Annotated in this window: 21 protein-coding genes and 1 tRNA gene; 9 read left to right on the plus strand and 13 right to left on the minus strand. The window is 67.4% G+C overall.

Translation table 11 applies throughout. The annotated features are described in order from the left end of the window. Nucleotides 1–61: 61 nt before the first annotated feature. Together kdgD and ACWCPQ_RS08575 are read left to right on the plus strand one after the other, a co-directional pair. Complete coding sequence (kdgD, locus tag ACWCPQ_RS08570; protein WP_449896280.1) at nucleotides 62–976, plus strand: 5-dehydro-4-deoxyglucarate dehydratase; 915 nt, start codon at nucleotides 62–64, stop codon at nucleotides 974–976. Next, a complete protein-coding gene (locus ACWCPQ_RS08575; protein WP_449896282.1) occupies nucleotides 976–2571 on the plus strand; it encodes an aldehyde dehydrogenase (NADP(+)) in 1596 nt (531 codons plus the stop codon). Before kdgD ends, ACWCPQ_RS08575 begins: the two co-directional genes overlap by 1 nt. A gap of 121 nt (nucleotides 2572–2692) precedes the next feature. Here ACWCPQ_RS08575 and ACWCPQ_RS08580 read toward each other — a convergent pair whose 3' ends face one another. Continuing rightward, the gene (locus tag ACWCPQ_RS08580; RefSeq protein WP_449896284.1) at nucleotides 2693–3529 is read right to left on the minus strand and encodes an oxidoreductase; all 837 of its coding nucleotides are present in this window, start codon (nucleotides 3527–3529) and stop codon (nucleotides 2693–2695) included. Nucleotides 3530–3617: 88 nt separating this feature from the next. Between ACWCPQ_RS08580 and ACWCPQ_RS08585 the strand changes: the two genes are divergently transcribed. The 3 genes from ACWCPQ_RS08585 to argS all read left to right on the plus strand — a co-directional run bounded on the left by ACWCPQ_RS08585 (nucleotide 3618) and on the right by argS (nucleotide 8334). Further along, nucleotides 3618–4544 (plus strand): LysR substrate-binding domain-containing protein, encoded by a 927-nt coding sequence (locus ACWCPQ_RS08585; protein WP_449896286.1) that lies wholly within the window; start codon nucleotides 3618–3620, stop codon nucleotides 4542–4544. Between the two features lie 148 nt (nucleotides 4545–4692). Next, the gene (locus ACWCPQ_RS08590) at nucleotides 4693–6282 is read left to right on the plus strand and encodes an AMP-binding protein (RefSeq protein WP_449896287.1); all 1590 of its coding nucleotides are present in this window, start codon (nucleotides 4693–4695) and stop codon (nucleotides 6280–6282) included. A gap of 285 nt (nucleotides 6283–6567) precedes the next feature. Next, nucleotides 6568–8334, plus strand: a complete 1767-nt coding sequence (gene argS / locus ACWCPQ_RS08595; protein ID WP_449896289.1) for an arginine--tRNA ligase — start codon at nucleotides 6568–6570, stop codon at nucleotides 8332–8334. A 202-nt stretch (nucleotides 8335–8536) separates the two neighbouring features. Here the strand turns inward: argS and ACWCPQ_RS08600 are convergent, their stop codons facing one another. The 6 genes from ACWCPQ_RS08600 to ACWCPQ_RS08625 form a co-directional block, all read right to left on the minus strand. Beyond that, entirely contained in the window at nucleotides 8537–9241 is a 705-nt protein-coding gene (locus ACWCPQ_RS08600; RefSeq protein ID WP_449896291.1) for a TetR/AcrR family transcriptional regulator, read from the minus strand. Between the two features lie 10 nt (nucleotides 9242–9251). Beyond that, the gene (locus ACWCPQ_RS08605) at nucleotides 9252–10451 is read right to left on the minus strand and encodes a thiolase C-terminal domain-containing protein (RefSeq protein WP_449896293.1); all 1200 of its coding nucleotides are present in this window, start codon (nucleotides 10449–10451) and stop codon (nucleotides 9252–9254) included. Nucleotides 10452–10515: 64 nt separating this feature from the next. Further along, on the minus strand, nucleotides 10516–11670 hold the full coding sequence (locus ACWCPQ_RS08610; protein ID WP_449896295.1) for a thiolase domain-containing protein: 1155 nt from the start codon (nucleotides 11668–11670) through the stop codon (nucleotides 10516–10518). After that, entirely contained in the window at nucleotides 11667–12737 is a 1071-nt protein-coding gene (locus tag ACWCPQ_RS08615; RefSeq protein ID WP_449896296.1) for a lipid-transfer protein, read from the minus strand. Before ACWCPQ_RS08615 ends, ACWCPQ_RS08610 begins: the two co-directional genes overlap by 4 nt. Then, nucleotides 12730–13203, minus strand: a complete 474-nt coding sequence (locus ACWCPQ_RS08620) for a Zn-ribbon domain-containing OB-fold protein (RefSeq protein ID WP_449896298.1) — start codon at nucleotides 13201–13203, stop codon at nucleotides 12730–12732. Before ACWCPQ_RS08620 ends, ACWCPQ_RS08615 begins: the two co-directional genes overlap by 8 nt. Then, a complete protein-coding gene (locus ACWCPQ_RS08625; protein WP_449896300.1) occupies nucleotides 13203–13661 on the minus strand; it encodes a DNA-binding protein in 459 nt (152 codons plus the stop codon). The genes ACWCPQ_RS08620 and ACWCPQ_RS08625 overlap by 1 nt, the downstream gene beginning before the upstream one ends. Nucleotides 13662–13880: 219 nt before the next feature. Between ACWCPQ_RS08625 and ACWCPQ_RS08630 the strand changes: the two genes are divergently transcribed. Continuing rightward, on the plus strand, nucleotides 13881–15416 hold the full coding sequence (locus ACWCPQ_RS08630) for an aldehyde dehydrogenase family protein (protein ID WP_449896302.1): 1536 nt from the start codon (nucleotides 13881–13883) through the stop codon (nucleotides 15414–15416). Between the two features lie 24 nt (nucleotides 15417–15440). Here ACWCPQ_RS08630 and ACWCPQ_RS08635 read toward each other — a convergent pair whose 3' ends face one another. Next, nucleotides 15441–16115: a VTT domain-containing protein gene (locus ACWCPQ_RS08635; RefSeq protein WP_449896799.1), complete on the minus strand. Its 675-nt coding sequence runs from the start codon at nucleotides 16113–16115 to the stop codon at nucleotides 15441–15443. A 126-nt stretch (nucleotides 16116–16241) separates the two neighbouring features. After that, entirely contained in the window at nucleotides 16242–16757 is a 516-nt protein-coding gene (locus ACWCPQ_RS08640) for a hypothetical protein (RefSeq protein ID WP_449896303.1), read from the minus strand. 164 nt (nucleotides 16758–16921) lie between these two features. On the opposite strand from ACWCPQ_RS08640, the gene ACWCPQ_RS08645 reads away from it, so the two are divergent. Further along, entirely contained in the window at nucleotides 16922–17230 is a 309-nt protein-coding gene (locus tag ACWCPQ_RS08645; RefSeq protein ID WP_449896305.1) for a hypothetical protein, read from the plus strand. Nucleotides 17231–17744: 514 nt separating this feature from the next. Here ACWCPQ_RS08645 and ACWCPQ_RS08650 read toward each other — a convergent pair. Next, nucleotides 17745–18191 (minus strand): nitroreductase family deazaflavin-dependent oxidoreductase, encoded by a 447-nt coding sequence (locus ACWCPQ_RS08650; RefSeq protein ID WP_449896306.1) that lies wholly within the window; start codon nucleotides 18189–18191, stop codon nucleotides 17745–17747. Between the two features lie 144 nt (nucleotides 18192–18335). Between ACWCPQ_RS08650 and ACWCPQ_RS08655 the strand changes: the two genes are divergently transcribed. Next, nucleotides 18336–18409 (plus strand) — tRNA-Ile (locus ACWCPQ_RS08655). Between the two features lie 123 nt (nucleotides 18410–18532). On the opposite strand, the gene ACWCPQ_RS08660 is transcribed toward ACWCPQ_RS08655, so the two are convergent. Beyond that, nucleotides 18533–19759 carry a helix-turn-helix domain-containing protein gene (locus ACWCPQ_RS08660; protein WP_449896307.1) on the minus strand — a complete coding sequence of 409 codons (1227 nt, stop codon included), beginning with the start codon at nucleotides 19757–19759 and terminating at the stop codon, nucleotides 18533–18535. A 287-nt stretch (nucleotides 19760–20046) separates the two neighbouring features. On the opposite strand from ACWCPQ_RS08660, the gene ACWCPQ_RS08665 reads away from it, so the two are divergent. Further along, nucleotides 20047–20352: a hypothetical protein gene (locus ACWCPQ_RS08665; protein WP_449896309.1), complete on the plus strand. Its 306-nt coding sequence runs from the start codon at nucleotides 20047–20049 to the stop codon at nucleotides 20350–20352. A 336-nt stretch (nucleotides 20353–20688) separates the two neighbouring features. On the opposite strand, the gene ACWCPQ_RS08670 is transcribed toward ACWCPQ_RS08665, so the two are convergent. Both ACWCPQ_RS08670 and ACWCPQ_RS08675 read right to left on the minus strand, forming a co-directional pair. After that, nucleotides 20689–21024 (minus strand): hypothetical protein, encoded by a 336-nt coding sequence (locus tag ACWCPQ_RS08670; protein ID WP_449896311.1) that lies wholly within the window; start codon nucleotides 21022–21024, stop codon nucleotides 20689–20691. A gap of 9 nt (nucleotides 21025–21033) precedes the next feature. Beyond that, the gene (locus ACWCPQ_RS08675; protein WP_449896313.1) at nucleotides 21034–24888 is read right to left on the minus strand and encodes a DUF6531 domain-containing protein; all 3855 of its coding nucleotides are present in this window, start codon (nucleotides 24886–24888) and stop codon (nucleotides 21034–21036) included. Nucleotides 24889–25244: the final 356 nt, after the last annotated feature.

Raw genomic sequence — 25244 nt, forward strand, 5'->3', positions numbered from 1 at the left:
ACGTGAATCATAGGGGGTTCCTAGGGTGAGGGCAGCACACCCCCGAACAGGAGCGCACGCCATGACCACAGCCACTCCCCAGGAAGTCGCCCGGAAGCTGGGCTCCGGCCTTCTCTCCTTCCCGGTCACCCACCTGCGCGCCGACGGTTCGTTCGACGAGGCCGCGTATCGGGACAACATCGCCTGGCTCGGCCAGTACGACGCATCCGGCCTCTTCGCCGCGGGCGGTACCGGCGAATTCTTCTCGCTCACCCCGGCCGAGGTCGAACAGGTCGTCACCGCGGCGGTGCAGGAGGCCCCGGACGGGTTGCCGGTGATCGCCCCGGCCGGATACGGCACCGCGACCGCGGTGGAGATGGCGCGGGCGGCGGAACGCGCGGGCGCGAGCGGCGTACTGCTGCTGCCGCCCTATCTCACCGAAGCCAGCCAGGAGGGCTTGGTCGACCATGTGCGCCAGGTCTGCGCGGCCACCGACCTGGGCGTCATCATCTACTCGCGGGCCAACGCCGCCTACTCCGAATCGGCGGTCGCCGAACTCGCCGACCGCTGCCCCAACCTGGTCGGGTTCAAGGACGGTATCGGCAATATCGAACAGATGACCCGGATCTACGCCGGGGTCGGCGACCGCCTGACCTATGTCGGCGGACTGCCCACCGCCGAGATGTTCGCCCTGCCCTATCTGGCGCTGGGCGTCACCACCTACTCGTCGGCGATCTACAACTTCGTCCCCGAGTTCGCGCTCGACTTCTACCGCGCGCTGCGCCGCGGGGACACCGCGTTCGTCCTGAACGCGCTGAACGAGTTCGTGATCCCGTACTGCGATCTACGCAATCGCAAACCCGGCTACGCGGTGAGCATCATCAAGGCGGGGATGAAGGTCATCGGCCGCCCGGCGGGCCCGGTGCGCAGTCCGCTGACCGATCTCGACGACACCGAAATCGCCGAACTGGCCGACCTCGTGAAGAAGGTGAGCTGATGACCAGCACCGGAACCGTACATCTCACCGGCGCGAACCTGCTCGGAACCGGCGAGGTACCCGGTACCGACGGGGCGTTCCGGGCCGTGAACCCGGCCACGGGCGTCACTCTCGAACCGGAATACCGTGCAGCTGATTCCGGGACCGTCGCGCGGGCGGCGGCCGCGGCATGGGCCGCCTTCGCGGACTACCGCGCCACCGATCTCGCCCGGCGGGCCGCCTTCCTGGACGGCATCGCCACCGAGATCGAGAACCTCGGGGAGGCACTGGCACGGCGGGCCATCGCCGAATCCGGGCTGCCCGAAGGGCGTATCCGCGGTGAGATCGGCCGCACGACGGGCCAATTGCGTCTTTTCGCGGAGGTGGTCCGGGAGGGAAGCTGGACCGGTGCCCGGCTGGACCGTCCCGATCCCGCGCGCACCCCGCTGCCGAAACCCGATCTGCGCCAGCGCCGTATCCCGGTGGGCCCGGTCGCGGTCTTCGCGGCGAGCAATTTCCCGCTGGCCTTCTCCGTCGCCGGCGGCGATACCGCTTCTGCGCTGGCGGCCGGCGCCCCGGTGATCGTCAAAGCGCATCCGTCGCATCCGGGTACCTCCGAACTGGTGGCCCGGGCCGTACTTGCGGCGGTTCGCGCGCACGACCTGCCCGACGGCACTTTCGCGCTGCTGCACGGTGGCGTCGAGACCGGCCTGGCCCTGGTCGGTGACCCGCATATCCGCGCGGTCGGTTTCACCGGTTCCCGGCAGGGCGGCTTGGCGCTGGCCGCGGCCGCCGCGGCCCGGCCGGTACCCATTCCGGTATTCGCCGAGATGTCCAGTGTGAACCCGGTCTTCGTTCTTCCGGGGGCACTGGCCGAACGTGGGGCGAGCCTGGGCGCCGAATTCATCGGCTCGCTGACCACCGGTGTCGGGCAGCTGTGCACCAGTCCGGGGCTGGTGTTCTTGGCCGACGGCCCGGGTGCCGACGAGTTCGTGGCGGCGGCCACCGAGGCCATCGGGTCCACTGCCGGGGCACCTATGCTCAACAAGGGGATCGCTGCCGCGTTCGCCGCCGGGGTCGAACGGCTGACCGGTGCCGACGGCGTACGACTGGCCGGAACCGGTACCGCCGGAACCACGAGTTGCTCCGGTGACCCGCATCTGTTCGTCACCACCGCCGAGCGATTCCGCGCCGACCGCGCACTGCAGGACGAGGTGTTCGGTCCGAGCTCGATCATCGTGCGGGCCGCGGATACCGCGGAGTTGATCGCGTTGGCCGGCGCACTGGAAGGGCAGTTGACCGCCACGGTGCATGCCGCCGCTACCGACCGGGAGACCGCCCGGCCGTTGCTGGCGGAGCTCGAGCTGATCGCCGGCCGGGTGCTGTTCGACGGCTGGCCGACCGGTGTCGAGGTCGGTCACGCTGTGGTGCACGGCGGCCCCTTCCCGGCGACCACCGCTCCCGCCACCACCTCGGTGGGAACCCTGGCCATCGAACGTTTCCTGCGTCCGGTGAGCTACCAGAACGTGCCGGAGGAGTTGCTCGCCGACGAGATTCGTACCGCGAATCCGCTCGGTATCTGGCGGCGGGTGGACGGGAAGACCACGCGCGACTGATCGGTCGCGACCGGCTGCCGGTCCGGGGCGGGATCCGGCGATGGGTAGTGATGTCCCGGCGGTCTCGCAGGCTCATGACGGGTGACTGCGGGGTCGGCCCGGCCCCGGCCGGTCGCCGGGGTCACTCGAACGCGGTCGCCCGCCCGACCTTCTCCCATTCGACCACTTCGGCGCGGACCGAGTCGAGGTGAGCGAGTACGGCATCCACGGAGTCCGCACCCAGCGGCAGGCGCAGCGGTGTACGTTCGGCCGCCAGTGCGGTGCGGATCGCGGCCGCGGCTTTCGCCGGATCACCGGGCTGCGTGCCGTCGCCGTTCTCGACCATCCGCCGGGTGGCGCCCGCCGTTTCGTCGTAGACCGCGTTCTCGGTGCTGAAATAGGCGGCACCGGCCCCGAAGAGTCCGGTGCGGAACGCGCCCGGTTCCACGACCAGCACCCGGATCCCGAAGGGCGCGACCTCCTCGGCCAGTGCCTCGGAGTAGCCCTCCAGCGCGAATTTGGTGGCGCTGTAGGCGGAGAAGCCCGCGAAGGACAGTTGCCCGCCGACACTGCTCATCATGACGATCGCCCCGGACCCCTGCGCCCGCATCTGTGGCAGCACCGCGCGGGTGAGCGCGGCGGGTCCGAAGAAGTGCAGATCGAACAGATCGCGCAGTTCGCCGTCCGTGGTCTCCTCGACCGCGCCGACCTGGGTGCGTCCCGCATTGTTGACCAGGACGTCGATCCGGCCGTAGCGGGCGACGATATCGGCGATCACCGTATCGATCCGCGCGGTGTCGGTGACATCCAGTGCGAGAGCTTCGACCTGATCCGGATGCGCCGCGACGAGATCGTCGAGGGCGGCGGTGCGCCGCGCCACGGCGATCACGGTATCGCCGGCTTCGATCGCGGCCGTGGTGATCGCGCGGCCGAAGCCGCTGCTCGCGCCGGTCACCAGCCAGATCTTCGGGTTGCTCACTGTTGTTCTCCTCGTGTTCGGGGTACGAGAGCAATCCTGCTGGAACCACGCCGATGTTGTCCAAGACCTGCCGTGATAACCATTGGTTATGGATGTGCACGGACGGGATCTGCGTTATTTCGCCGCGGTCGCCGAACAACTGAACTTCACCCGCGCCGCCGAGAGCCTGTTCGTCTCCCAGCCCGCGCTGAGCAAACAGATCCGGGCACTCGAACAGCAACTGGGCGCGCCGCTGTTCGATCGGGACGGGCGTTCGGTGCGATTGACCCCGGTGGGGGAGGCGCTCGTACCGCACGCGCAGCGCATGCTCGCCGCCTGGGAGGTGGCGCGGGCCGATGTGGAGCGTGCCAAGGCCGGGCAGCGGACCACGTTGGCGATCGGTATCAGCACCAGCCCGGGCCGGGGTCTGCTCCCGGCGGTGCGGGCCCGCTTCGCGGCGGCCCATCCCGCCGCCAGACCCGTCCTGCGCCAGATCGGCTGGCTCGACCCGACCGCCGGTCTGGCCGACGGGTCCACCGATGTGGCGTATGTATGGCTGCCGCTGGCCGATGCGGGTCGGTACGAATGGATTGTGGTGGCGCGGGAACCCCGGGTGGTCGCGCTGCCCGAATCGCATGCTCTCGCCGGGCGCGCACAGGTGGATTTCACGGATCTGCTGGACGAACCCTTTCTCGCGCTACCCGAATCGGCGCGGGTTCTGCGGGACTATTTCCTCGCCGCCGACGAGCGCGGTGGGCGGCCGCCGATCATCGGCGGTGAGATCTCGAGTACCGAGGAGACCTACGAAGCGGTGCGGGCAGGCGACGGGGTGGTGCTGCTGGCGGCGGGTAATGCGCCGCTGATCGCACACGAGGGAGTGGTCGTGCGGCCGGTGCGTGGAGTGAGTCCGAGTGAACTGGCGCTGGCCTGGCGGGGCGACGATGTCCGTCCGCTGGTGCGCGGCTATGTCGCGGCCTGCCGGACGGCGCTCGCCGGGATATCCGCATCCGGTGGATCAGCCACGGAATCAAAGTAGAACGTGTTATAGTTTCCGCGGTTTGCGAGCCCCGTGGGTGGCTCACGGGCCGCGGCGCCATGTGGCGGTGCCCGCGGCCCGGGGCCGCGCCGGGGCGCCGGTCAATTTTCGCTGGGCCGCTTCTACGGCCGGCCCGAAAGGCAGACGAATGAACACTGAACCGCACGTCGACGACACCGCCCTGCTCTACCGCGAGCCGCTGGCGGTGGATCTGCTGGGCAAAGCTCTCGAACGTTATGCCGACCGCACCGCGGTCCATATCGACGACGCGACTCTGACCTACCGCGACGTGCGCGATCAGATCAGCCGCTTCGCCCAGGCGCTGGCCTCTTCCGGTCTCGGAGTCGGCTCGCCGGTGGCAGTGCTCTCGGCCAACCGGCCCGAGGTGATCTTCGCCCAGGGCGCCAACAATGTGAACGGGTCGCGGGCGATGGCCCTGCATCCGATGGGCTCGCTCGACGATCACGCCTACGTCCTGGAGGACGCGGGCGTGGAAACCCTGATCTTCGACCCGGCCGGTTTCGACGAACGGGCCGCGCAGTTGCGAGATAAGGTGCCCGGGCTGCGGAACCTGTTCTCGTTCGGCCCGTCCGAGTCGGGTATCGACCTCATCGAACTGGCCGCCGATTTCACTCCGGAACAAGTGCGCGGGCCCCAGGTGGATCCGAACGAGACCATGAGCCTGGCCTACACCGGTGGCACCACCGGCAAGCCCAAGGGCGTGGAGATGAGTTTCCGGGGCAGCACCACCATGCTGCGTATCCAGATGACCGAATGGGAATGGCCCGACGAGGTCCGGTTCCTGGTGTGTACACCGCTCAGCCATGCCGGCGCCGCGTTCTGGAACCCGACCGCCCAGCAGGGCGGTTCCATTGTGGTACTGCCGTACTTCCAGCCCACCAAGGTGTTCGAGGCGATCGAGAAGTACAAGATCACCGCGACCATGCTGGTGCCCACCATGCTGTACGCGCTGCTGGACAGCCCCGACCTGGACAAGTACGACCTGTCCAGTCTGCAAACGGTGTTCTACGGCGCCTCCGCGATCTCGCCGACCCGGCTGGCCGAGGCCGTCGAGCGGTTCGGCCCGATCTTCTTCCAGTTCTACGGTCAGGCCGAGAGCCCGATGGCCATCTCGGTGCTGCGCCGCGCCGACCACGATCTGAACAAACCGGAGCGCCTGGCCAGCTGTGGCCGTCCGGTGCCGTGGTTGTCGGTGGCGCTGCTCGACGAGAAGGGCAACGAAGTGCCCCGGGGTGAACCCGGCGAGGTGTGCGTGCGCGGACCGCTGGTGATGAACGGGTATCTGAACAAACCCGAACAGACCGCGGAGGCCACCGAATTCGGCTGGCTGCACACCGGCGATATCGCCCGGCAGGACGAGGAGGGTTTCCTCTACATCGTCGACCGTAAGAAGGACATGATCGTCTCCGGCGGTTTCAATGTGTTCCCGCGCGAGGTCGAGGATGTGCTGTCGGCACATCCGGCAGTGAGCGCAGCGGCTGTGATCGGCGTCCCGGACGAGAAATGGGGCGAGGCGGTCAAGGCGGTGGTCGTCCTGCGTGACGGGCAGAGCGTCGCGGTCGAGGAACTCCAGGCGCTGGTGAAGGACCGGAAGGGCGCGGTGTACACGCCGAAAACGGTCGATTTCGCCGAGAGTATCCCGGTGAGCCCGCTGGGGAAGCCGGACAAGAAGGCACTGCGCGCCCAGTACTGGGGCGAAGGACGCCAGGTCAACTGACGACCGCGGTGCGCTGCCGCTACCGCCGGGCAGCGCACCGGTCGCGGGCGGTCCGCCGCGGGCAGCGGATCGGTCGCGCCGGAACATGGTCGGGCTCGCGACGGGGCGACAGCGCGGCCCACGCTTTTAACCGGGTATCTTCCCGGGACCGGACAGCCGGAGCGTCCGGCCGCCCGATCGTGGGCCGGGCCCACGCCGCGCCGACCGCCGTATCCCGTGGCGAGCGCGCTGTCCGGTGAGTGCTGCTGCGATACTGAGCCTTTCCCTCCCACGAAAGGATCTCGGGTGCCCTCCACCGGTGTCGTGCCGCTGCTCGGACATGTTCGCACTGCCGTATCTGAGGCCCTGGTCCGAGTCCGACCGGAGTTCGCGGGCGCCGATCCGGTGGTGCGCCGGTCGGAACGCGCCGACTTCCAATCCAACGCCGCCCTCGCGCTGGCGAAGAAATCCCGTACCGTCCCAGCCGAACTGGCCGCGGCCATCGCCGCCGAACTCGATCGGGCCGACGGTTCGGCGCTGGCCGCGGTCGAACGCAGCGGCCCCGGATTCCTCAACATCGACCTCACCGACCATGCCATCTGGGAGCAGATCTCGGCCCGGCTGGCCGATGACCGGCTCGGCGTGGGAGCCCCGGAGACCGGACGGCGCGTGGTGATCGACTATTCCGCGCCGAATGTGGCCAAGGAGATGCACGTCGGGCATCTGCGCACCACCATCATCGGTGACTGCCTCGCGCGGGTGTTCGGGTTTCGTGGCGCCGATGTCGTGCGGGTCAATCATCTCGGGGACTGGGGCACCCAGTTCGGGATGCTCATCCAGTATCTGGACGAGCATCCCGAATTGCGCTGGCATACCGCGGATATCGACTCGGCGACCAGTGCGGTGTCGGCGCTGGACGCCCTGTACAAGGCCGCCCGCGCCCGCTTCGACGCCGACCCGGAGTTCGCCGGCCGGGCACGTGTCCGGGTGGTGGCGCTCCAGCGCGGCGACGCGGACACGGTGGCGCGCTGGCGAGATATCGTCGCGGAATCGGAGAAGGCGTTCGGGGCCATCTACGCCCGGCTCGGTGTGCTGCTCACCCCGGACGACTACGTCGGAGAATCCTTCTACAACGCTGTGCTCACCGATACCGTCGCCGAACTCGTGGACTCCGGTGTCGCGGTGGACAGTGACGGCGCGGTCGTGGTCCTGTCCGAACAGGTCACCGGCCCCGACGGCGAACCCGCGGTGCTGATGGCCCGCAAGAGCGACGGCGGTTACGGCTACGACAGCACCGATCTCGCCGCCATCCGCTACCGTATCTCGGAACTGCACGCCGACCGCCTGCTCTACGTGACCGATTCCCGGCAGTCGCTGCATTTCCGGCTGGTCTTCGAGGCGGCCCGGCGGGCGGGCTGGCTCACCGACGCGGTCCAGGTCGACCATGTCGCCTACGGCACGATTCTCGGACCGGACGGGAAACCGTTCAAAACGCGGTCCGGCGGGACGGTGCGCCTGATGGATCTGCTCGACGACGCTGTCGCCGGTGCCCGGCAGGTCGTCGCCGAGAAGAATCCGGATCTGCCCGCGCACGAACTGGATTCGATCGCCGAACAGGCCGGGATCGGTGCGGTGAAGTACGCGGATCTGTCGACCTCGCGAGTGAAGGACTACTCCTTCGACCCGGTACGGATGACGGCGTTCAACGGCAATACCGGCGTCTACCTCCAGTACGCGCACGCCCGTATCCGGTCGATTCTGCGGCGAGCGGGCGAATCCGCCGCCGCGATCGATCCGGCGGTACCGCTCGAGGCGGCCGAACGCGAACTCGCGCTGGTCCTGGACGGCTATTCGACCGTCCTCGACGAGGTCGCCGTGACCCTCGAACCGCATCGCCTGGCCGGATACCTCTACGACCTCGCGCGCGCATTCACCGCGTTCTACGACGCCTGCCCGGTCCTGACCTCACCGGAACCGGTGCGCGGCAACCGGATCGCCCTGTGCGATCTGGCCGCGCGCACGCTGGCGCACGGCTTGGATCTGCTCGGCATCGCCGCGCCCGAACGCCTCTGAGCCGGGACGCGACATTCGATGGCGAGGTGAAGCGGGCGGACCGGGGCGGCCGGGCGCGGCCGCGTCGGGTGGCGCTGTCCGGGCACCGCCGATGGCCGGTCGGCGCCGACTCTCGTGCCCGGCCGGGCCGTGACCGGGCAGGCCGGAACCCGGTCGTGCAGTACCGGCGCCGGGCAATCGCGCACGCCCCCGACCGCGTATCTCACCGGTCCGAGGGGCCGGTGAGAATCGCGGTGACGGTATCGATCAGTTCGGTGAGCAGTTCGTCGGGGGAGAGCCTGGTCCCACTGAGCGCGAGCATCCCGCGCAGACCGTCCGGATCGCCGAGGGTCTGGAAGGTCAGGTTCATCGCCTGGGTGAGCCGGAACCGCCGCGTGCGCGGTGGGGTATCCGGGGCGATCCGCTCCAGCAGGGCATTGAACCGGTGGGCCTGCGGGGCGAACCCTTCGGTCAGTCGGGCCAGCGCGGGATGATTACCGCTCATGATGCCCGCGACCAGGCGGATCCACGGTGTACCACCGCCCGCCGCCAGCTCGCCGACCGGCCGGACGAAGGCGTCGGCGAGTGCACGGACATCCGGTGCCCCCGATGCCTCGACCGCGTCGAGCAGTTCGGCGCGGCGGGTGTGCAATTGTTCGCTGCGCCGGCTGATCAGCGCCTCGACCAGCGCATCCTTGGAGCCGAAATGGTAGTGGACCGATGCGACGTTCGCGCCGGCCTCCGCCATCACCGACCGCAGCGATACCGCGTCGATTCCGCGTTCGGCGAACAGTCGTTCCGCGGCCAGGATCAACCGCTGGTCGGTCGGCAGCACCGAATCGGGATCGTCGGCCGTATCGGTCCCCGACGCGGCCGGGGCGCCGGGTTGCGCCGCCTCGTCCATCGCCTTCCCCCGGCCTCGCGTCATGATCGAAACTCTAGGAGACCGCGCCGGGCGCCCCGTACAGGGTCACCACACAGGCTCCGCCGAGACCGAGATTATGGGCGAGTCCCAGCCGGGCGCCCGCCACCTGCCGTTCCCCGGCGTCCCCGCGTACCTGGTTGACCAGTTCGGTGCACTGGGCGAGCCCGGTGGCGCCGAGCGGATGGCCTTTGGAGATGAGCCCGCCCGACGGGTTGACCACCCAGCGGCCGCCGTAGGTGGTGGCCCCCGACTCCACCAGATCGCCGGATTCGCCCGCGCCGCACATACCCAGTGCCTCGTAGGTGAGCAGCTCGTTGATCGAGAAGCAGTCGTGCAGTTCCAGAACGTCGATATCGCCGATACCGACGCCCGCGGCCGCCAGGACCTTCTGTCCGGCCACCCGGGCCATCGGAGCGCCCACCACATCGATCATCGACCCGGATTCGAACGAGGCACCGGTATCGGTGACCAGCTCCTGGGCCAGGATCGGCACCGCGCGGTCGAGCCCGTGCTCACGGACACAGCGCTCGCTCACCAGCACTGCCGCACCCGCACCGTCGGACATGGGCGAGCACTGCGAGCGGGTCAGCGGATCGGAGACCATCTTGTCGCCGAGTACCTGCTCGAGCGTATAAGCGTCCTGGAACTGGGCTTTCGGGTTGCGGGTGGAATGCTCGTGGTTCTTCACCGCCACCCGGGCCAGCTGTTCGCGGGTGGTGCCGTAGCGCAACATATGTTCGGTCGCGGCCGCCGCGAAGAACTGAGCGGTCAGTGGGGCCGAACCGAAACCGGCCGAGGCCTTCAGTGCGTCGATATGCCGGTCGATCGTGGTGACCTTCGGCGTACTGCCGTCCCCGGCCATCGCCTGTTTGGTCATCTGCTCGAAGCCGACTGCGAGCACGATATCGGCCAGCCCGGTCTGCACCCATTCACGAGCGAGGACCAGGGCGGTCGATCCGGTGGCACAGTTGTTGTTCACGTTCACCACGGGGATACCGGTGAGCCCGATATCGTAGAGCGCCCGCTGACCCGCCGTGGACGGCTGGAAGACGTAGCCGACCGCCGCGCGCTGGACCTGGTCGTAGGTCACTCCGGCGTCGGCCAGGGCCTGACCGGTCGCCTCGGCGACCATCTCCGGATAGGTCCAGTCCCGGGACTGGATCTTCTCGAATTTCGTCATGCCGACGCCGGCGACGTACACCTGCTCGTTCATTGGCTCTCCTCGGAGACTGGTAGATGCGGCCCGTGGAGGCCGTTGCGAAGGCGGAGGTATCGCATCAGGACTGCGGTGGTTCGGAGCCGACCACCCACAGCGCGTGGAACTGCGCGGCCCCGCCCATGGCGTGCCCGACGGCCCGGCGCGCGTCGGGCACCTGATGTTCGCCCGCGGTACCGCGTACCTGCATGGCGGCCTCGGCGAACCGGATCAGACCCGTTGCGCCTGTGGGATTTCCGGACAGTACGCCACCGGACGGGTTGATCGGCAGCTCACCGCCGAACGCGGTGCGGCCGGAGTCGACCACCTTCCATCCGGCGCCGACCTCGGCCAGCCCGACGTTCTCCAGCCAGATCGGTTCGAACCAGCTGTAGGGGATGTACAGCTCGGCGGTGTCGATCTCGCGCGCCGGATCGGTGATCCCGGCCTGCCGGTAGGCCTCGGCGGCGCACTGCCGCCCGGCCTCCGGGTTCACTTCGTCGCGTCCGGCGAAATGCCCGGTCTCGGTACGCCAGGACATCCCGTGGATCCAGGCGGCCGGCCGGCCGGTGTGGTGTGCGTCGCCCTCGCCGGTGATCACCACCGCGCACGAACCGTCCGATGACGGGCAGGATTCCAGGAAGCGGATCGGGTCCCACAGCATCCGGGATTCGCGTACCTGCTCCACGGTGATATCGGGCAGTTGGAGATGCGCGTACGGATTGCGGGTGGCATTGAGCCGGTGGTTGACCGCGATCTGCCAGCCGATGTGCTCGGGCGCCGCCGACCGGCGGATGTACTCCCGGATCACCGGCGCGAAATGCGCGCCCGCCCCGGCGCCGAGTTGCGCGCTGAACGGCAGTCCGCGCGAGAGCGCCCAGGTGAAATCGCCCTCGGACTCTTTCGAGTACGCGACCACCAGCACCCGCCGCGCCAGCCCGGCCTGCACCAGATGCGCGCCGTAGATCGCGGCGTGTCCACCCACACTGCCCCCGGTGAACACCCGGGTCACCGGTAGTCCGCGCGCGCCCATGGCATCGGCCAGATACAGCTCCGGATTCATCACACCGTCGAACAGGTCGGGTGTTTTCGACAGCACGATCGCGTCGATATCCCCGAATTCCAGTTCGGCGTCGGCCATGGCCTCGTCGACGGCTTCGCGCACCATCGCCCCGATGGTGACCTTGCGCTTCTTGGCCTGTTTGCTCTGTCCGATTCCGACGACCGCGAGTTTCACCGGTCTCCCTCCAATAGGCAGATCATGTTCTGCTGGAGCGCGGGTCCGCTGGTGGCGTGTGCCAGCGTGCGGTCCGCGCGACCGGTCAGGATGTGCTGTGCCGCCGCGCCGATCCGGATGAGACCGGTGGCGGTGGTGGGCCGGGCGACCAGTGGCCCGCCGCCGGGATTGACCGTGGCCTCGGACAATTCGAGTGCCTGCGTGAGCAACGGTTCCTGATAGCTGTACTCGGTGTGCAGCTCGGCGATCTGGACCTCGCGTGCCGCGAAACCGGCCTGTGCCGCGGCTTTCTCCGCTGCCAGCGTCACTGTGTCGATCCGGGTCAGATCGCGGGTGCCCGGATAGTGCGTATCCATCCGGTGGTCGGCGCCGCGCACCCAGGCCGGACGCTGCGCCAGCCGCCGCGCGGTATCGCCGGCCGCGAGCACGATCACCGCGGCGGCATCACCGATCGGCCCGCGATCGTGCTCGCGCAGGGGTGAAGCCAGATACGGGGCCGCCAGCAACTCGTCCACCGTCACGTCCCCGGACACCTGCGCGCCCGGATTGCCCACCGCGGCGGCCCGCGCCCGGACCACCACCTCCGCCAGCTGCTTCTCGTCGACTGCCCCGGCGGTGATCAGAGCCTGCGCTTGGAGGGCGGCGAGTGCGTCCTGATGCGGCCGCAGCGGAGCCAGGAAGTAGGGGTCGAGCTGGGTGCCGGCCACCTGGTCGAGATCGGCGGCCAGTGATCCGCGGCCGACCCCGTAGACCACCGCGATCTCGCCCTCGCCGAGCTGCAACCAGGACCACGCCTCGTAGGCGGCCCAGGCGGCGTCCATCTCCACATGGGATTCCGAGATCGGCGGCCACGCGCCCACCGCGTCGAGCGATTCGATATAGGCGAAGGTCCGGCCCTCGTGGAAATCGTGGCTCCCTGAGGCCCAGAAATCGACCTCGGTGCGCTCGATGCCTGCCGAGGCGAGCGCCTCGCGCATCACCGGCAGCAGGATCTCGGCCATATCGTCTTGCCGGTCGGCCGACATGCCCGGCGACTGTGCGAAGGCCACCACCGCGATATCACGCATCGGAACCTCCCGTGATCGGCCGGTAGTAGCGGATGCTGTTCATGGATGTGTCCAGGTCCTCCTCGGCGCACCACACCGGTTCCACGCGCAGGCCGATATGCACATCGGCGGGTTCGACATCACCGACCAGATGCATGAGCGTGGTGTCGGCGCCGTCCACCTGGATATAGGCCACCAGATAGGGCGGGTCGATCATCTGTCCGGGGAACGGGAAGTTCACCACGCAGAACGTTTTCACCACCCCGGTGCCGTCGAGTTCGAACGGCTCGCAGAGTTCGGCGAGGCAGCGCGAGCAGAATTCGGGTGCGGGCAGGTAGACGCGTTCGCAACCGGGGCAGCGCCGGGCGAGTAGCCGCCGTTCCTGCAAGCCGCGCAGGAACGCCGAGCGGCCGGTTCCGGCGACGAAGGTGTAGTCCACTTTGTGTGGACTGGTGAAGGATTCGACAGGAGTGGGCAGGGTGCTCATCACGCCTCCACCGGTTCGAAGCAGACGATATCGCGGATACTGCCGACCCGTTCCGCGCGCCAGCGGGGTGCCACCCGCAGGCCGGGGGTGAGGCGGGACGGATCGCCACCGGTATCGACGGCGTGGAAGAAACCGTTTTCGGTGCCGTCGATGGTGATCAGGGCCCAGGCGAAATGATCGGCTTCGATATCGTCGCCCGGCCGGGTGGGTACCCAGGTCCAGTTCGTGACCGTGCCCGCGGGTGTCAGCCGGACCAGTTCGCCGGTGGGGGCGGCGGTGACCGGATCGAACTCCAGCGCGGGGCAGAGCACCGCGCCGGAGGCGGCGCGCACCCCGTAGAGCTCGCCGTCGCGCAGGCCGCCGAGGAACGTGCCGATCTTCTCGCCGACAGTTCGGTTGTACGGGAATTCGATGCTGTAGGGCGCGGTGAGACTCGCGTCCGGAGGCTCGGCTGTCATCGGTCTCCTGCCGATCGGGTGCGCGGTCCGGCACTGGACCACGTTTCGATCGTGTCGCGTGCGACGGTCTATGTCAATCACTTGATTGAATCGCTTGATAGATCCATTCTGGGAAGTCCTGGAGTGTTCGGGTGATCCCCGGTGCGTCGCCCACAGGTATGACGTAAGCTCCGAATCAAGTAGAACCTGTTCCAATTCCTCCGGTGAGGAGAGATCACCATGGCCATCGTTGAACAGCTGGAGCCGACCGCCGAGGGTCGCCGGCGGCTCGAGCTGCGCAGCCCCGCTACCCGTGAGCGCGTCGGCGAGATCGAGGTGAGCACGGCCGACGATGTGGCCGCGGTCCTGGCCACGGCGCGCGCCGCCCAGCCCGGCTGGGCCGCCCGGCCGGTCGCCGAACGTGCCGCGATCATCGGTAACGCGGTATCGGTGCTGCTGGCCCGCCGCGACGAGATCGTCGAAACGGTGATGCAGGAGACCGGTAAACCGCGAGTCGAGGCGCTGGCCGTGGAAATGGTGCCCGCCTGCGATTTCCTGAACCACTGGAGCGGTCGCGCGCCCAAGGATCTGGCCGACGAGAAGCGCCGCCTGCACGGCTACATGCTGCCGCTGAAGAAACTCGTCATCAACTATCAGCCGCTGGGTGTGGTCGGGGTGATCACCCCCTGGAACGGCCCGTTCATCCTCTCCCTGAACCCGGTCGCGCAGGCACTGCTCGCCGGCAACTCGGTAGTCCTCAAACCCTCCGAGGTCACCCCGCATTCGGGCGAATGGGCGGTCAAGGTCCTGCACGAGGCCGGTGTCCCCGAGGATGTCCTGCAGGTCGTGCACGGTGACGGCGAGACCGGCGCGGCGCTGGTCGACGGTGATATCGACAAGATCTCGTTCACCGGCAGCGTCGCCACCGGAAAGAAGATCGCCGCCGCGTGCGCGGGGCGGCTCATCCCCTGCACCATGGAACTCGGCGGCAAGGACGCGATGATCGTCTGCGCCGATGCCGATCTGGATCGGGCTTCACTCGGCGCGGTGTACCTGTCGATGTTCAACACCGGCCAGGTCTGCGTCGGCGTCGAGCGGATCTACGTCGTGGAGAGCATCGCCGACAAGTTCATCGAAGAGGTGCGCAAACGCGCCGCCGAGGTCACCTACGGCGCCGTCGGCAAGGATGTCGGCCCGCTGTTCTGGGACCGGCAGCTCGAGATCGTCGAGAAGCATGTCGAGGATGCCTTGGCCAAGGGCGCCACCATCCTGCTCGGCGGCGAATCCGATACGGCCGACGGTGTGTTCTTCAAGCCGACGGTCGTCGTGGACGTCACCCACGATATGGACATCATGCAGCAGGAGACCTTCGGACCGATCGTGGCGATCATGCGCGTCCGGGACGAGGAAGAGGCGGTGCGGCTGGCCAACGACTGCCAGTACGGTCTCAGCGGCAGCGTGTTCACCAAGGACAAGGCCAAGGTCGTGCGCCTGGCCAAACAGCTCAAGACCGGCTCGGTGGTGCAGAACGACGCGTCGGTGATCTACGGCGTCGCCGAGGCGCCGTTCGGTGGCCGCAAGGACAGCGGTCTGGGCGCGGTCAACGGCCGCGACGCACTGCGCGGCTTCACCCACCCGCAACCGGTGCTGCTCGACCGGTGGGGCCAGAAGAAGGAGAGCATCTGGTACCCCTACAGCGAGGCCACCGCCGCCACGCTGGAGAAGACCATCGGCACGCTGTTCGGTAACAAGCTGCTGCGCCGCCTGGTGCGCTGACCGGAGCCCCGGCCGCCTGCGAGGTCAGGCGGTCGGGTGATCGGCCGTTTCGTCGTCGCCCGCCGTGGCGGATTTCCCGCCGCCGGACCGGTAGCGTTTGGCCACCTCCCATGCGATCGGCAGTACCGAAACGGCCACGATGAGCACGAAGATCAGGTCGACATTGTCGCGCACGATCGCGATCTGACCGAGCAGGTAGCCCAGCATCGTGACGCCCGCACCCCACAGCACCCCGCCGACCACGTTGTAGGTGAGGAACACCGAGTACTTCATCTTCGCCGCGCCCGCCACCAGCGGCGCGAAGGTCCGCACGATCGGCACGAACCGGGCGAGCACGATGGTGATCGGCCCGTGCTTCTCGAAGAACGCATGCGATTCGTCGATATAGGACTTCTTGAAGATCTTCGCGTCGTCGTTTCTGAACAGCGCGGTACCGCCCTTGGTGCCGATCAGGTAGCCCACCTGGTCGCCCGCGATCGCCGCCAGCGGGATCAGGACCAGGAGCAGCCCGATCGGTGCGAAGGGTTCGATCTCCGCGGATTTCGACGCCGCGATGAGTCCCGCCGTGAACAGCAGCGAATCACCGGGAAGTAGCGGGAAGAGCAGGCCCGATTCGATGAACACCACGACGAGCAGGCCCAGCAGCACCCAGGTGCCGAAGGAATTGAGCAGGTTGACCGGGTCCAGAAAACCCGGCATCAGGGCAAGTTCGGTGGTGGCCGCTGCGACGGCTGAGTAACTCACCCCGCCGAAGATACCGCAGAAGTATCGGCCTGATTAATCCGGATTGCCCGATTAGGGCGTATATAGCGGACCGGTAGCGGATCACTCGCCGGCGGCGTGCTGCCGCAGAGTGGTCTCGATCGCCGCCACTCGCGTCGCGGGGACACCCCAGGGCTGTTCCAGCCCCAGCCGGGAATCCAGATCCCACAGCACGCACTCTTCACCCGGCCGTGCCACCAGCGACCACGCCACCACGGTCCGGCCGAGCTGACTCGCCATATCGCCGTGCCCGGTATCCGCCGTCGGGTCGCCGTCCGGGTAATGGTGCAGGAACTGTCCGTAGGCGCGGTCGCAGAACCGCGCGTACCGCCGGGTGCACAGGATCAAGCCGTGCCACGCCTCGTCGACCGCATGCGACGGCATTCCGATCACCTGGCCGTCCGCCATCGCCGCGCCGCAGCAGCGCAACCATTGGCGCAGGCCGGTGGACACCAGGTCGCGCGGTTCCCACGGGCAGGTCTTGTAGACGGCCTCGGGGAGTTCGAGCTCCCCGACCGCGCGCTCCACCGCGGCCGGGTCGACAGCGGGGGGACGTCGGAACGGAGCGAAGGTGAACACCTTGCCATTATCCCCTCACGCCCCGCGGGCATTTCATGCACGGAGTCCGGAATTTCGGCACGTGGATCCGTCGTGCGCATCCGGAGCCGAATTCGGGTCACCGGACGTGCGCTCCGGCTGAAAAACCCTCTGTACTAGAGGGTTTCCTCCGCTACCGTTGAGTAATGGATCTGGCTCCGTTGATCATTCTGCTGGTATTCGGGTTCGGCTGTATCGCGATCGTGGTGGGAATCGTGGTGGTGATCGTCAAGACCAGTTCGCCGCGCGGCAACAACCGGCGGCGCGGCGGATACTCCTCGTCCAGTGGTGTCTGGTTCGCCGACGGCGGTTCCGGCGGTGGGAGCGACAGCGGTTCCGGCGGTTGGAGTTCCGGTGACAGCGGCTCGTCCGGCAGCGGCTGCGGTGGGGGCAGTAGTTGTGGGGGCGGAGGCGGCGGTGGGGGCTGTGGTGGCGGAGGTGGAGGCGGCAGCTGACCGATCCGCCGAGTATTCGAACCCTGTCCCCGCGGACTCGGCCTGTTGGCTGTAACCTGTAGTTGCGTGTAATGTTTCGGGCGGATGCGCCGAGGTGGATTGTGAGACTGCACGCACGGGCGGGTCGCGCGCGGGGATCCGTCCCCCGGACTCATTGCGCCGAAAAGCCCGCAGTCCGTCCAATTTATACCGATTTGATATATGTTGAAACCCGGTGATTTCACACTGTATCGAGCCGATTCACATTGCGCCCCAAAATATTCGACCATTACCCGGTGTGACGGAAGAAACCGAAACGAATCGTATTCGCTGCTCGCTGAACGGGATCCCTCCGACACGCCGTAGACGGTTATCGGGTGCGGCGCCATCTTGCGATCGTTACTGTGCGTGCCGTGGTTACCGCATTGGTAGTGCTCGCAATCCTGATTCTCGTTGCCTCCGTTGTCCATCTCGCCAGCCGCCCGCCGGAGGACCTTCGTCCGCCGAGAGCGCGTGTGCGGGCCGGCTCGGAGAGCTACTCCGACTGACTCGCATTCGCGGGCGATAGCACCACCACCGCAATCGGACGCTTCGTCTTCTGCTGGTACTCGCTGTACCGGCCCTTGTTCACCGCGTCCACCAACCCCCAGCGGCGCGCGTACTCCGGATCGTCGGGCAGAGTGGCTCGGGCCCGAACCGGAAACGCGCGCCGCCCGACTCGGATTTCGCACTCCGGCCGCGCCTTCAGATTCGCCAGCCATCCCGGCGGCCGCGGCGACCCGCCGTTCGACGCGGTGACCAGATAGTCCGCACCGTCCCTGGCGTAGGTCAGCGCGGCCGTCCGCTCCCGGCCCGTCTTCCGCCCCACAGTCCGCAGCAACAGGGTCGGATTCCCGAACAGCAGCCGATGCCCCACCAGCCCGCCGCTCTGCTCGTACAACCACTGATGCGCCTGCAATACCCGTACGAACAACCCGGCCACATGCCCTCCTTCGCTTCGGTAACGATCTCACGCTGACGTCGCCGGTGCGTCCCGATGGCTCACAAGAGCCGCCCCGGCCGATCGACTGGCCCCCGTCACGCCGACCGGGTACCATCCGACAGTTGCGGCCCCAGGTCGCAGCGAGGGGCGGTAGCTCAGTCGGTTAGAGCCGTGGACTCATAATCCATTGGTCGTGGGTTCGAGCCCCACCCGCCCCACAAAGCAAAGATCTGGATTATTCGAGCTGTGACCGAGAGATCGAAAAGCGGTCGCGGGACAGTAGTGGGATAAGCGGTTGCCGAACTGCTATCCCACTGATTGTTTTCGAGGTGGTGTCGGGTTCAGGCAGTGACGCCGAGCCGCGCCGCGAGCGCCCGCGATTCGCGCTCGTTCAGCCGACCGCCGTGTGTGACCAAGTCGGCCGCCAGCGACCGCGCCAACGGATGGCACCTCATCGACTCTTCGCTGACGGCGGTGCCGGTACGCAGCGCGCCGAGCGTGCCGAGCCAATCTCGCTGTTGCGCGTATGCGCGGGACAGCTCGAGCCACAGCCGCGACCGTCGGTCCACCGACGGCACCGCATCGGGGTCGACGGCTGTTGCTGCGTCCAAGGCTCCGCCGGACCTGCGTAGGTCGACCTGCACCGACACAGCACTGATTTCAGTGTTCGCAACGCCGAACAGGGTCCACGAGTGCGCCGATCCAGCTGGCAGTGCACGCGCCATTCCCATTGCCTGGTCTATACCGCGTAGCGCGTCACCTTCGCGGCCGATGCGGGCGGCGGTAATCGCGCCGTGCAGTTGGCAGGCACCCCAGAGCGCTTGTGCGTCCTGGTCGCCCTCCAGGTGGGGTTGCAGTAGTGCCACAGCACCGGACGCAAGACGGTAGGCGTCTTCCTCGCGGCCCGTCGAGCGCCAGACATTGCCGAGTACCCACGACGCTGCCGCGAGCGATACCGGGTCGTCGGCGATCTCGGCGGCCGACATGCACCGGTCGGCGGCGAGCCACAACAGCGGCGCGTCGGCGACCCAGGCGAGGACTTGTTCGGACAGAGCGTAGGCACCTGACAGTGCGGCGGCGGCGGCGCGGCGTTCCTGGCCGTCGAGTGTGCGCAGCGCGCGGCGGCCGTCGCGGATCAGTTCGGGCAGCATCGCGCCGGCATCGGCGCGCGGCGTCGCCGAAGTGTGCCACAATCGCCAGGCGCGGTCGACCCGCGCGGCGAGTTCGGCGGGGTCGACCGGTGACGGTGCCGGTGCGAGGTCGACACCCTCTATCGCTTCGCGGATGGCCGGCACGACGGGGTGGCCGGCGCGGCGCGAGATGCCGACCAGCAACTCATGGTCGCCGGTTATCTCGGTCAAGTCCCGTACACCGAGCGCCTGCCCGATCCGTAGCAACATGTCCAGCCCCGGCGGGTGCTGGAGACGGCCTTTCTCGACATCACGTAGCCAGTCCTCGGACCGGCCGACCAGACCGGCGACAACGGCACGTGTGCGGCCGGTGCGGGTGCGGATGTTCTGGATGCGCTCGCCAATCGCGCGTGCGGCGAGTTCGTCAGGGGTCGGCATGGCGGCCTGCCTTCTTCGCGGGTGGATCTACTTCGCGGATACCCCCGGCCCGTCGGCCGGGGGAGATGTCACCCGCGAAGAGGTAACCCCAGGATAAGGCTGCTGGTGGGACCTCACCAGCGTCTCGAGTAGGGGGAATCTCCCTACCTTGCAGAGTGGTTCGCGTCCACCGGCGCGCCCGATACGCGGCGCGCACGATTCACCTACGCCCCGACGCCGGTCGTTCGAGTCCCCGGCGGCGGGCGCACACCAGCGACCGCAGGGGACACAGGGACAGGGGGCACCCGATGCGCAACCGGCCGACCGCACTCGGATACGTGGATCTGGACGTCAGTACTTCGCTGGCATGGGACCGGGCACAGGTGCAACGTCTGGCGCGCCACCTCGGCTACCTGGTGATCTGGCCGGAGGTGTCTTCGGTGCTCCCGCTGTTCGACCAGGTACGCGCGGCCGACGTCGATGCCGTCGTGATGCCCGGTCCGGAACACCTCGGCCCCCTGGAGCTGAACCGGGTCATGGACGTGGCCGACGTGGAAACGGTGCTACCCAGATTGTCGTTCGCGCGCTGGTCCGCCGTGCGGTCCGGGCGTTGATCGCTCTCGGGTTCGCGGTCGCGGTCGGGTTGCCGCTGGCGGTGCTGGTCTGGGCGATCGCGTGGCCCGAATCGACGAACCGCCACACCGAGGCAGAGCAAGAACCGCACGGCGACAACCCTTGACGCCGAGCCCGTACCGCCAGGCCGACGGCGTCGAGGTGGTACACGTATGATCGGCCACCGACCATCCCGGCAGCCGTTCGGAGTGATCATCGCGCATCGCGCGCGAATACATGTCAGCTTCTCCGTAAGTCGCAGCGGTGATCTCGCTGGCCCACACGACGTCGTTTTCGCCGGATCCGGTCGGGCGGCCCGGTCAGTGCTTATGGATGATTCAGGTGTCCCGAATATGGCTGGGATCCGGTGGGGGGCCGAGGGTCCAGTTCGGGGAATCGAGCGGTGGTCGAGGGACGGGAATCCAGGCCGAACGATCGGCGGTGGCGGACCAATCGGGTACGTGTCCGCCGCAGTAGATGAATTGTGCCCAGTAGCGGCCGTCCTGGTGCAGGATCAGTTCGTTCGGTCGAAGGAACTGTCGGCCTTCCCACTTCGCGTTGATCCTGGCGACCGCTTCGGCCCGCGAGATGCCGAACAACAACACCATTTCGGTGGCGGTATCGGCGAACAGCTCGAGCACCTCGGGGGTGGCTGGTGTCAGGAACTCGGTCACGACGATGCCTCATGCTTGCAGTGCGGAGTCCAGCAGCGGGCCGGTGTTGTTGAAGAACACTACCTGGTTTCCGGCCCAGACCGGCGGCGCGCCCTGTAGGAACGGCTTCGGGTTGAGTAGCAGCGGCCCTTCTACCATGTCGTAGGGGGTGTCGGTCGCGCCGCTTCGATAGTGCCGGACGAACTCGGCCAGCTCTCGATCATCGATGGTGAACAGCCGAGAAGGCAGCGTGTTCAGGTCTTGCAGACTGAGCCGGAAATGCAGCACCACCGGTGAGTCGTACCAGGACGCCCACTCGTCGGCCTGCCCCCTTTCCCGAGTGGTGTAGAAACCGCAACCGAAGTCACGGGGGTAAGAGGGACGACTCGGGTCCACCCCGTTGGCTCTGATCGCCGCGGCGTTGATCGCATCGGTTCCGTGGAAGAGATCGACCTGCTTCGGATCGAGACCGAACGGGTCGCTCTCGCGTAATGGATCGCTGGGATACGCCGTGGGGTCGGGTGCGGGCGCGAGCCCGAGCGGATCGGTACTGATATATCGCGCTGTCCGCGGATCGTAGTACCGAAACCTGTTGTAGTGAAGGTCGGTCTCGGTGTCGCAGTACTGACCGGGAAACCGTAGCGGGGTATCGGCACCCATCCAGGTGGCGACACCCCAGAGGGTGACTTTCGCACGGCCGACGATCCGATGGGTGCGCGGATCGACGAGATGCGTGGGGGTTCCCACGAGATCGGTGACGATGCAGTGGAACGTGTAGCCGCCGTCGCCGGTGGTGTGGTGTCGCTGGCTCGTCGGCGCGCCGGTACGCTGATCGTGGGTCCAGGTCGTCGTCGCGCCGGTCGATGTCGTTTGTTCGGCGAGCTGATCTCGGTCCCAGCTGAACACGATGCGCTCGAGGATGGTTCGGCCGTCGCTGGAGTGCTGGGTCTTTCCGATCCGCCGCCCGAACGGGTCGTAATGGTAGGTCCAGTTGGTGCCGTCGGATGCCGTGGCCGCGCGGAGCCGATCGTCACAATCCCATCGGTAGCGCGATTCCGACGGTGTGTGTGGGTCCACCCGCTGGACGAGCCGGTTCTGTCCGTCGTAGCGGTATCGGACGGCGCCTGCCCTCTCGAGCCGGGTTCCGGTGTAGCAGAGGTCGTCGATACTCGCGTTCGCTGCGGCGTGCCACGGAGTGGGGCTCCTGTCGGCGTGACCGGAAAGCCCGATGCCCACAATGTTTCCGGCGTCGTCGTAGCGGTAGGTCTCTGTCCGGCCGGGCCCGCTGACCGCGGTGACCCGGTGGCCGGCATCCAGTGAATATCGGCGTACACCCTCAGCTCTGTCGCTGATGTGCGCGACGGTGTTGTCGATGCGGTAGCTATAGGCGCGGTCGAGGAGGATGTCCTCGAGACCGTGCCGGTGATCTGCGGTGCTCCGCTCTTGCGGAGGGTCGATGATCTGCCGGGCGAGCATGCCTGCGGGGGTGAATTCTTGTCGGAGAATCAGCATGTCGCCGAGTCGGCGGCGCGATTCCCTGCCGAGCGCGTCATAGGTGGAGGTGATTGTGTCGGTGCCGACGGTGGTGCGCACGACGCGGCCGACGCTGTCGCGCTGCCATCGGACCGGAACGCCTGTCGGACCGATCCGACCGGTGCGGTGGCCGTTCACATCGTAGGTCGAGCGCACGGTGCGACCGTTGCACGTCTCGACGGTGATCCGGCCCAGGGCGTCCCGGTCGAACGTGACCGTCGCGTCCGCGTTGGCCGCTACGACGAGTCGGTCCATCGCATCGTAAGTGAAACATGCTGCACCGGCGTCATTGTGTTGAGCCACGAGATTGGCGAGCCGGTCGTAATGGTAGGTGGTCTGTTCACCTGCTCCGTTGACCTTGGCGATCAGTCGGCCGGCCGGATCGTAGCGGTAACCGAGTGTTCTTCCGTCGTAATCGCGCTCCGATACCAAACGACCTGCTGGATCATAGGTGTACCGCCACCGCCTGTTCAGCGGATCGGTGATCGTTGTGAGTCGCAGTTCGGTGTCGTATTCGAAGGATGTGGTCGCTCGATCGGCGCCGATTCGGGCGGTGAGCCGACCGAACGGACCGAAGATGTACCGGGTCGTGCGTTCCATCGGGTCGATGTGCTCGATCGCGGTGTCGGCGTGGTGGTAACGCCATGTTTCGACGGTCTCGTCCGGGAAGATTCTGCGCGCGAGTTTGCCATTGCGGGTCCATTCCATCCGCGTGTGAGCACCACTCGGGTCGACGATGTGGGTCAACCTGCCGAACGCGTCGTAGCGGTATCGATGAACGGTTCCGAGCGCGTCGGTGACCGCGATCGGTAATCCGGCCGAGTCGGTATCGTAACGGGTCACCCCGCCCGCTGGATCGACCACCGCGGCAAGGGCACCGTTCGGGTGCCAGCGGTAGTGCGTCGTAGCGCCGCATGGGTCGGTGACGGTGTCGGGTCGTCCGGTGGACCCGTAGGTATACGACCAGAATCGGCCGTCGTATTGCGTTATCCGCGAGGGCAGCCCGGGAGCACAGTAGGTCGCCGACATGGTGGAGCCGTCGGCTCGAGTGACCGAGGTGATATCCCCGTGCATGCCGTATTCGATCCGGGTGATCCCGCCGAGCGGATCGGTGCGGACGACGGGCCGCCCGGCCTGATCGAAAGAGTGAGCGGTGACGGCGCCTGTCGGGTCGGTGACTGCCGTGACCCTCAGCAAGGCATCCATATGGAAAGTGGTGATCGCGCCGAGCGAGTTGCGGTACTCGGTGATCTGGCCGCCGTCGATGGTCGGTCGATAACGGAACGTGGCTGCCAGCGATCCATCGCTACCACCCTGCGCGACACAGCGACCGCGCTCGTCGTAGTGGAAGCGGTATGTGTAGCCGGCGCCATCGGTCCACGCGGTCAGTTGCGCGTCGTCGCTGTACTCGAATGACATTTCGGTGTCGAGCGCGCTCGACACCTGTCGTAGCATGCCGTGCGGGTTGTAGTCGAAGGTTCGTATGCGCACCGTCGCCGCAGGCGCGGTCGGATCGACCAGGTCGAAAGCGCGAACCGTGCCGCACGGATCCGTTTTCACCACTACTCGGTATCCGCAGCTGTGCACGATCGAATCCACATCGCCGAATACGTTGCGCCGGAAAGTGATCTGATTTCCGTGGCGGTCGGCCAGCGCTACCAATGGGTAGATTCCATGCCTTGCCCGGTCTGCCGTGCCCCGTCGATACGATCGGCGCAGTCCGGTGCGCGCGTCTTCCAGCTGATAGTCACCGGGTTCGGTATAGCTCAGTGCGTACGACGTTGTCGGTGTATCGGCAGTGACCGGGGTCGTTGTGCACGGGTAGGGGAACAGAAGGATCGATCCGTCTTCTCCGAACACTGCGATGTGCTGATCTCCCACTTCGAGCCGCTGATCGAGTGTCGACGCCCAGTTCCGGCCGAAGCTCCGGCCCGCCGTGTAGGAAGACAGATGGATGCGCATCAAGCGCATCGCCAGCACGCCCGGCAGCAGGACATCCGTTTCGGCGAGGAGGACTTCGCCGGTGGCCACATCCACCGGATCGCCGGCGGTGGTGCGAGTGTGCAGTTCGCGCGCCGCGGCAGGTTCATCTGCTCGGTCCCACCGGGTGTGCGGTCTCGAGGGTCGGTCCGCGCCCGTGGCCCGCTCGGGACCGGTGCGGAAGCGCTCTGGCGGGCCATTGCCGGTTGTTCCGGATCCCTGGTCGCCGAGCAGCCGAACGCGACTCGCTGCCGACACATCTTTCCCGGAGAAGGTTCGCGGTGTGATCTCTGTCAGGCGCGCGGTCTCGTCGAGTCTGCCGCTGAACCATTCGGTGGAGCGGTACAAAGCGGTGTCGATCCGGTTCGTCACCTGCCGCATTGTTGCGGCGGGTTCGCCGCTGCCCAACAGGCGATCACCTCACATCTCTCGGTCTCGGCGGCGGCATTCTCTCCGATCCAGCAGGCGGCAGCAAGTCACCGTATCTGCTGTATTGCCTTGTGCTGCAGATGAAATGGGTGTTCATTACTTGTCGATGTGTTGAGAAGTGCCGACCGCGGGATCGTTTCGGCGTGTCGAGGCCGTCAGGTGAGGTGTTCGCCCGGGTTGCGGGGGGTGTTCTCTCGTGCTGAGCCGCGGCGGTAGGTGCGGCCGTACCCGTCGGGCTGTCTGCGCCGGTAGCGCGCAAGATCTGTCGGCAGTTGTAGTTGTATGAAGCAACCCACGTA

The organism is Nocardia sp. NPDC001965, from assembly GCF_053594175.1.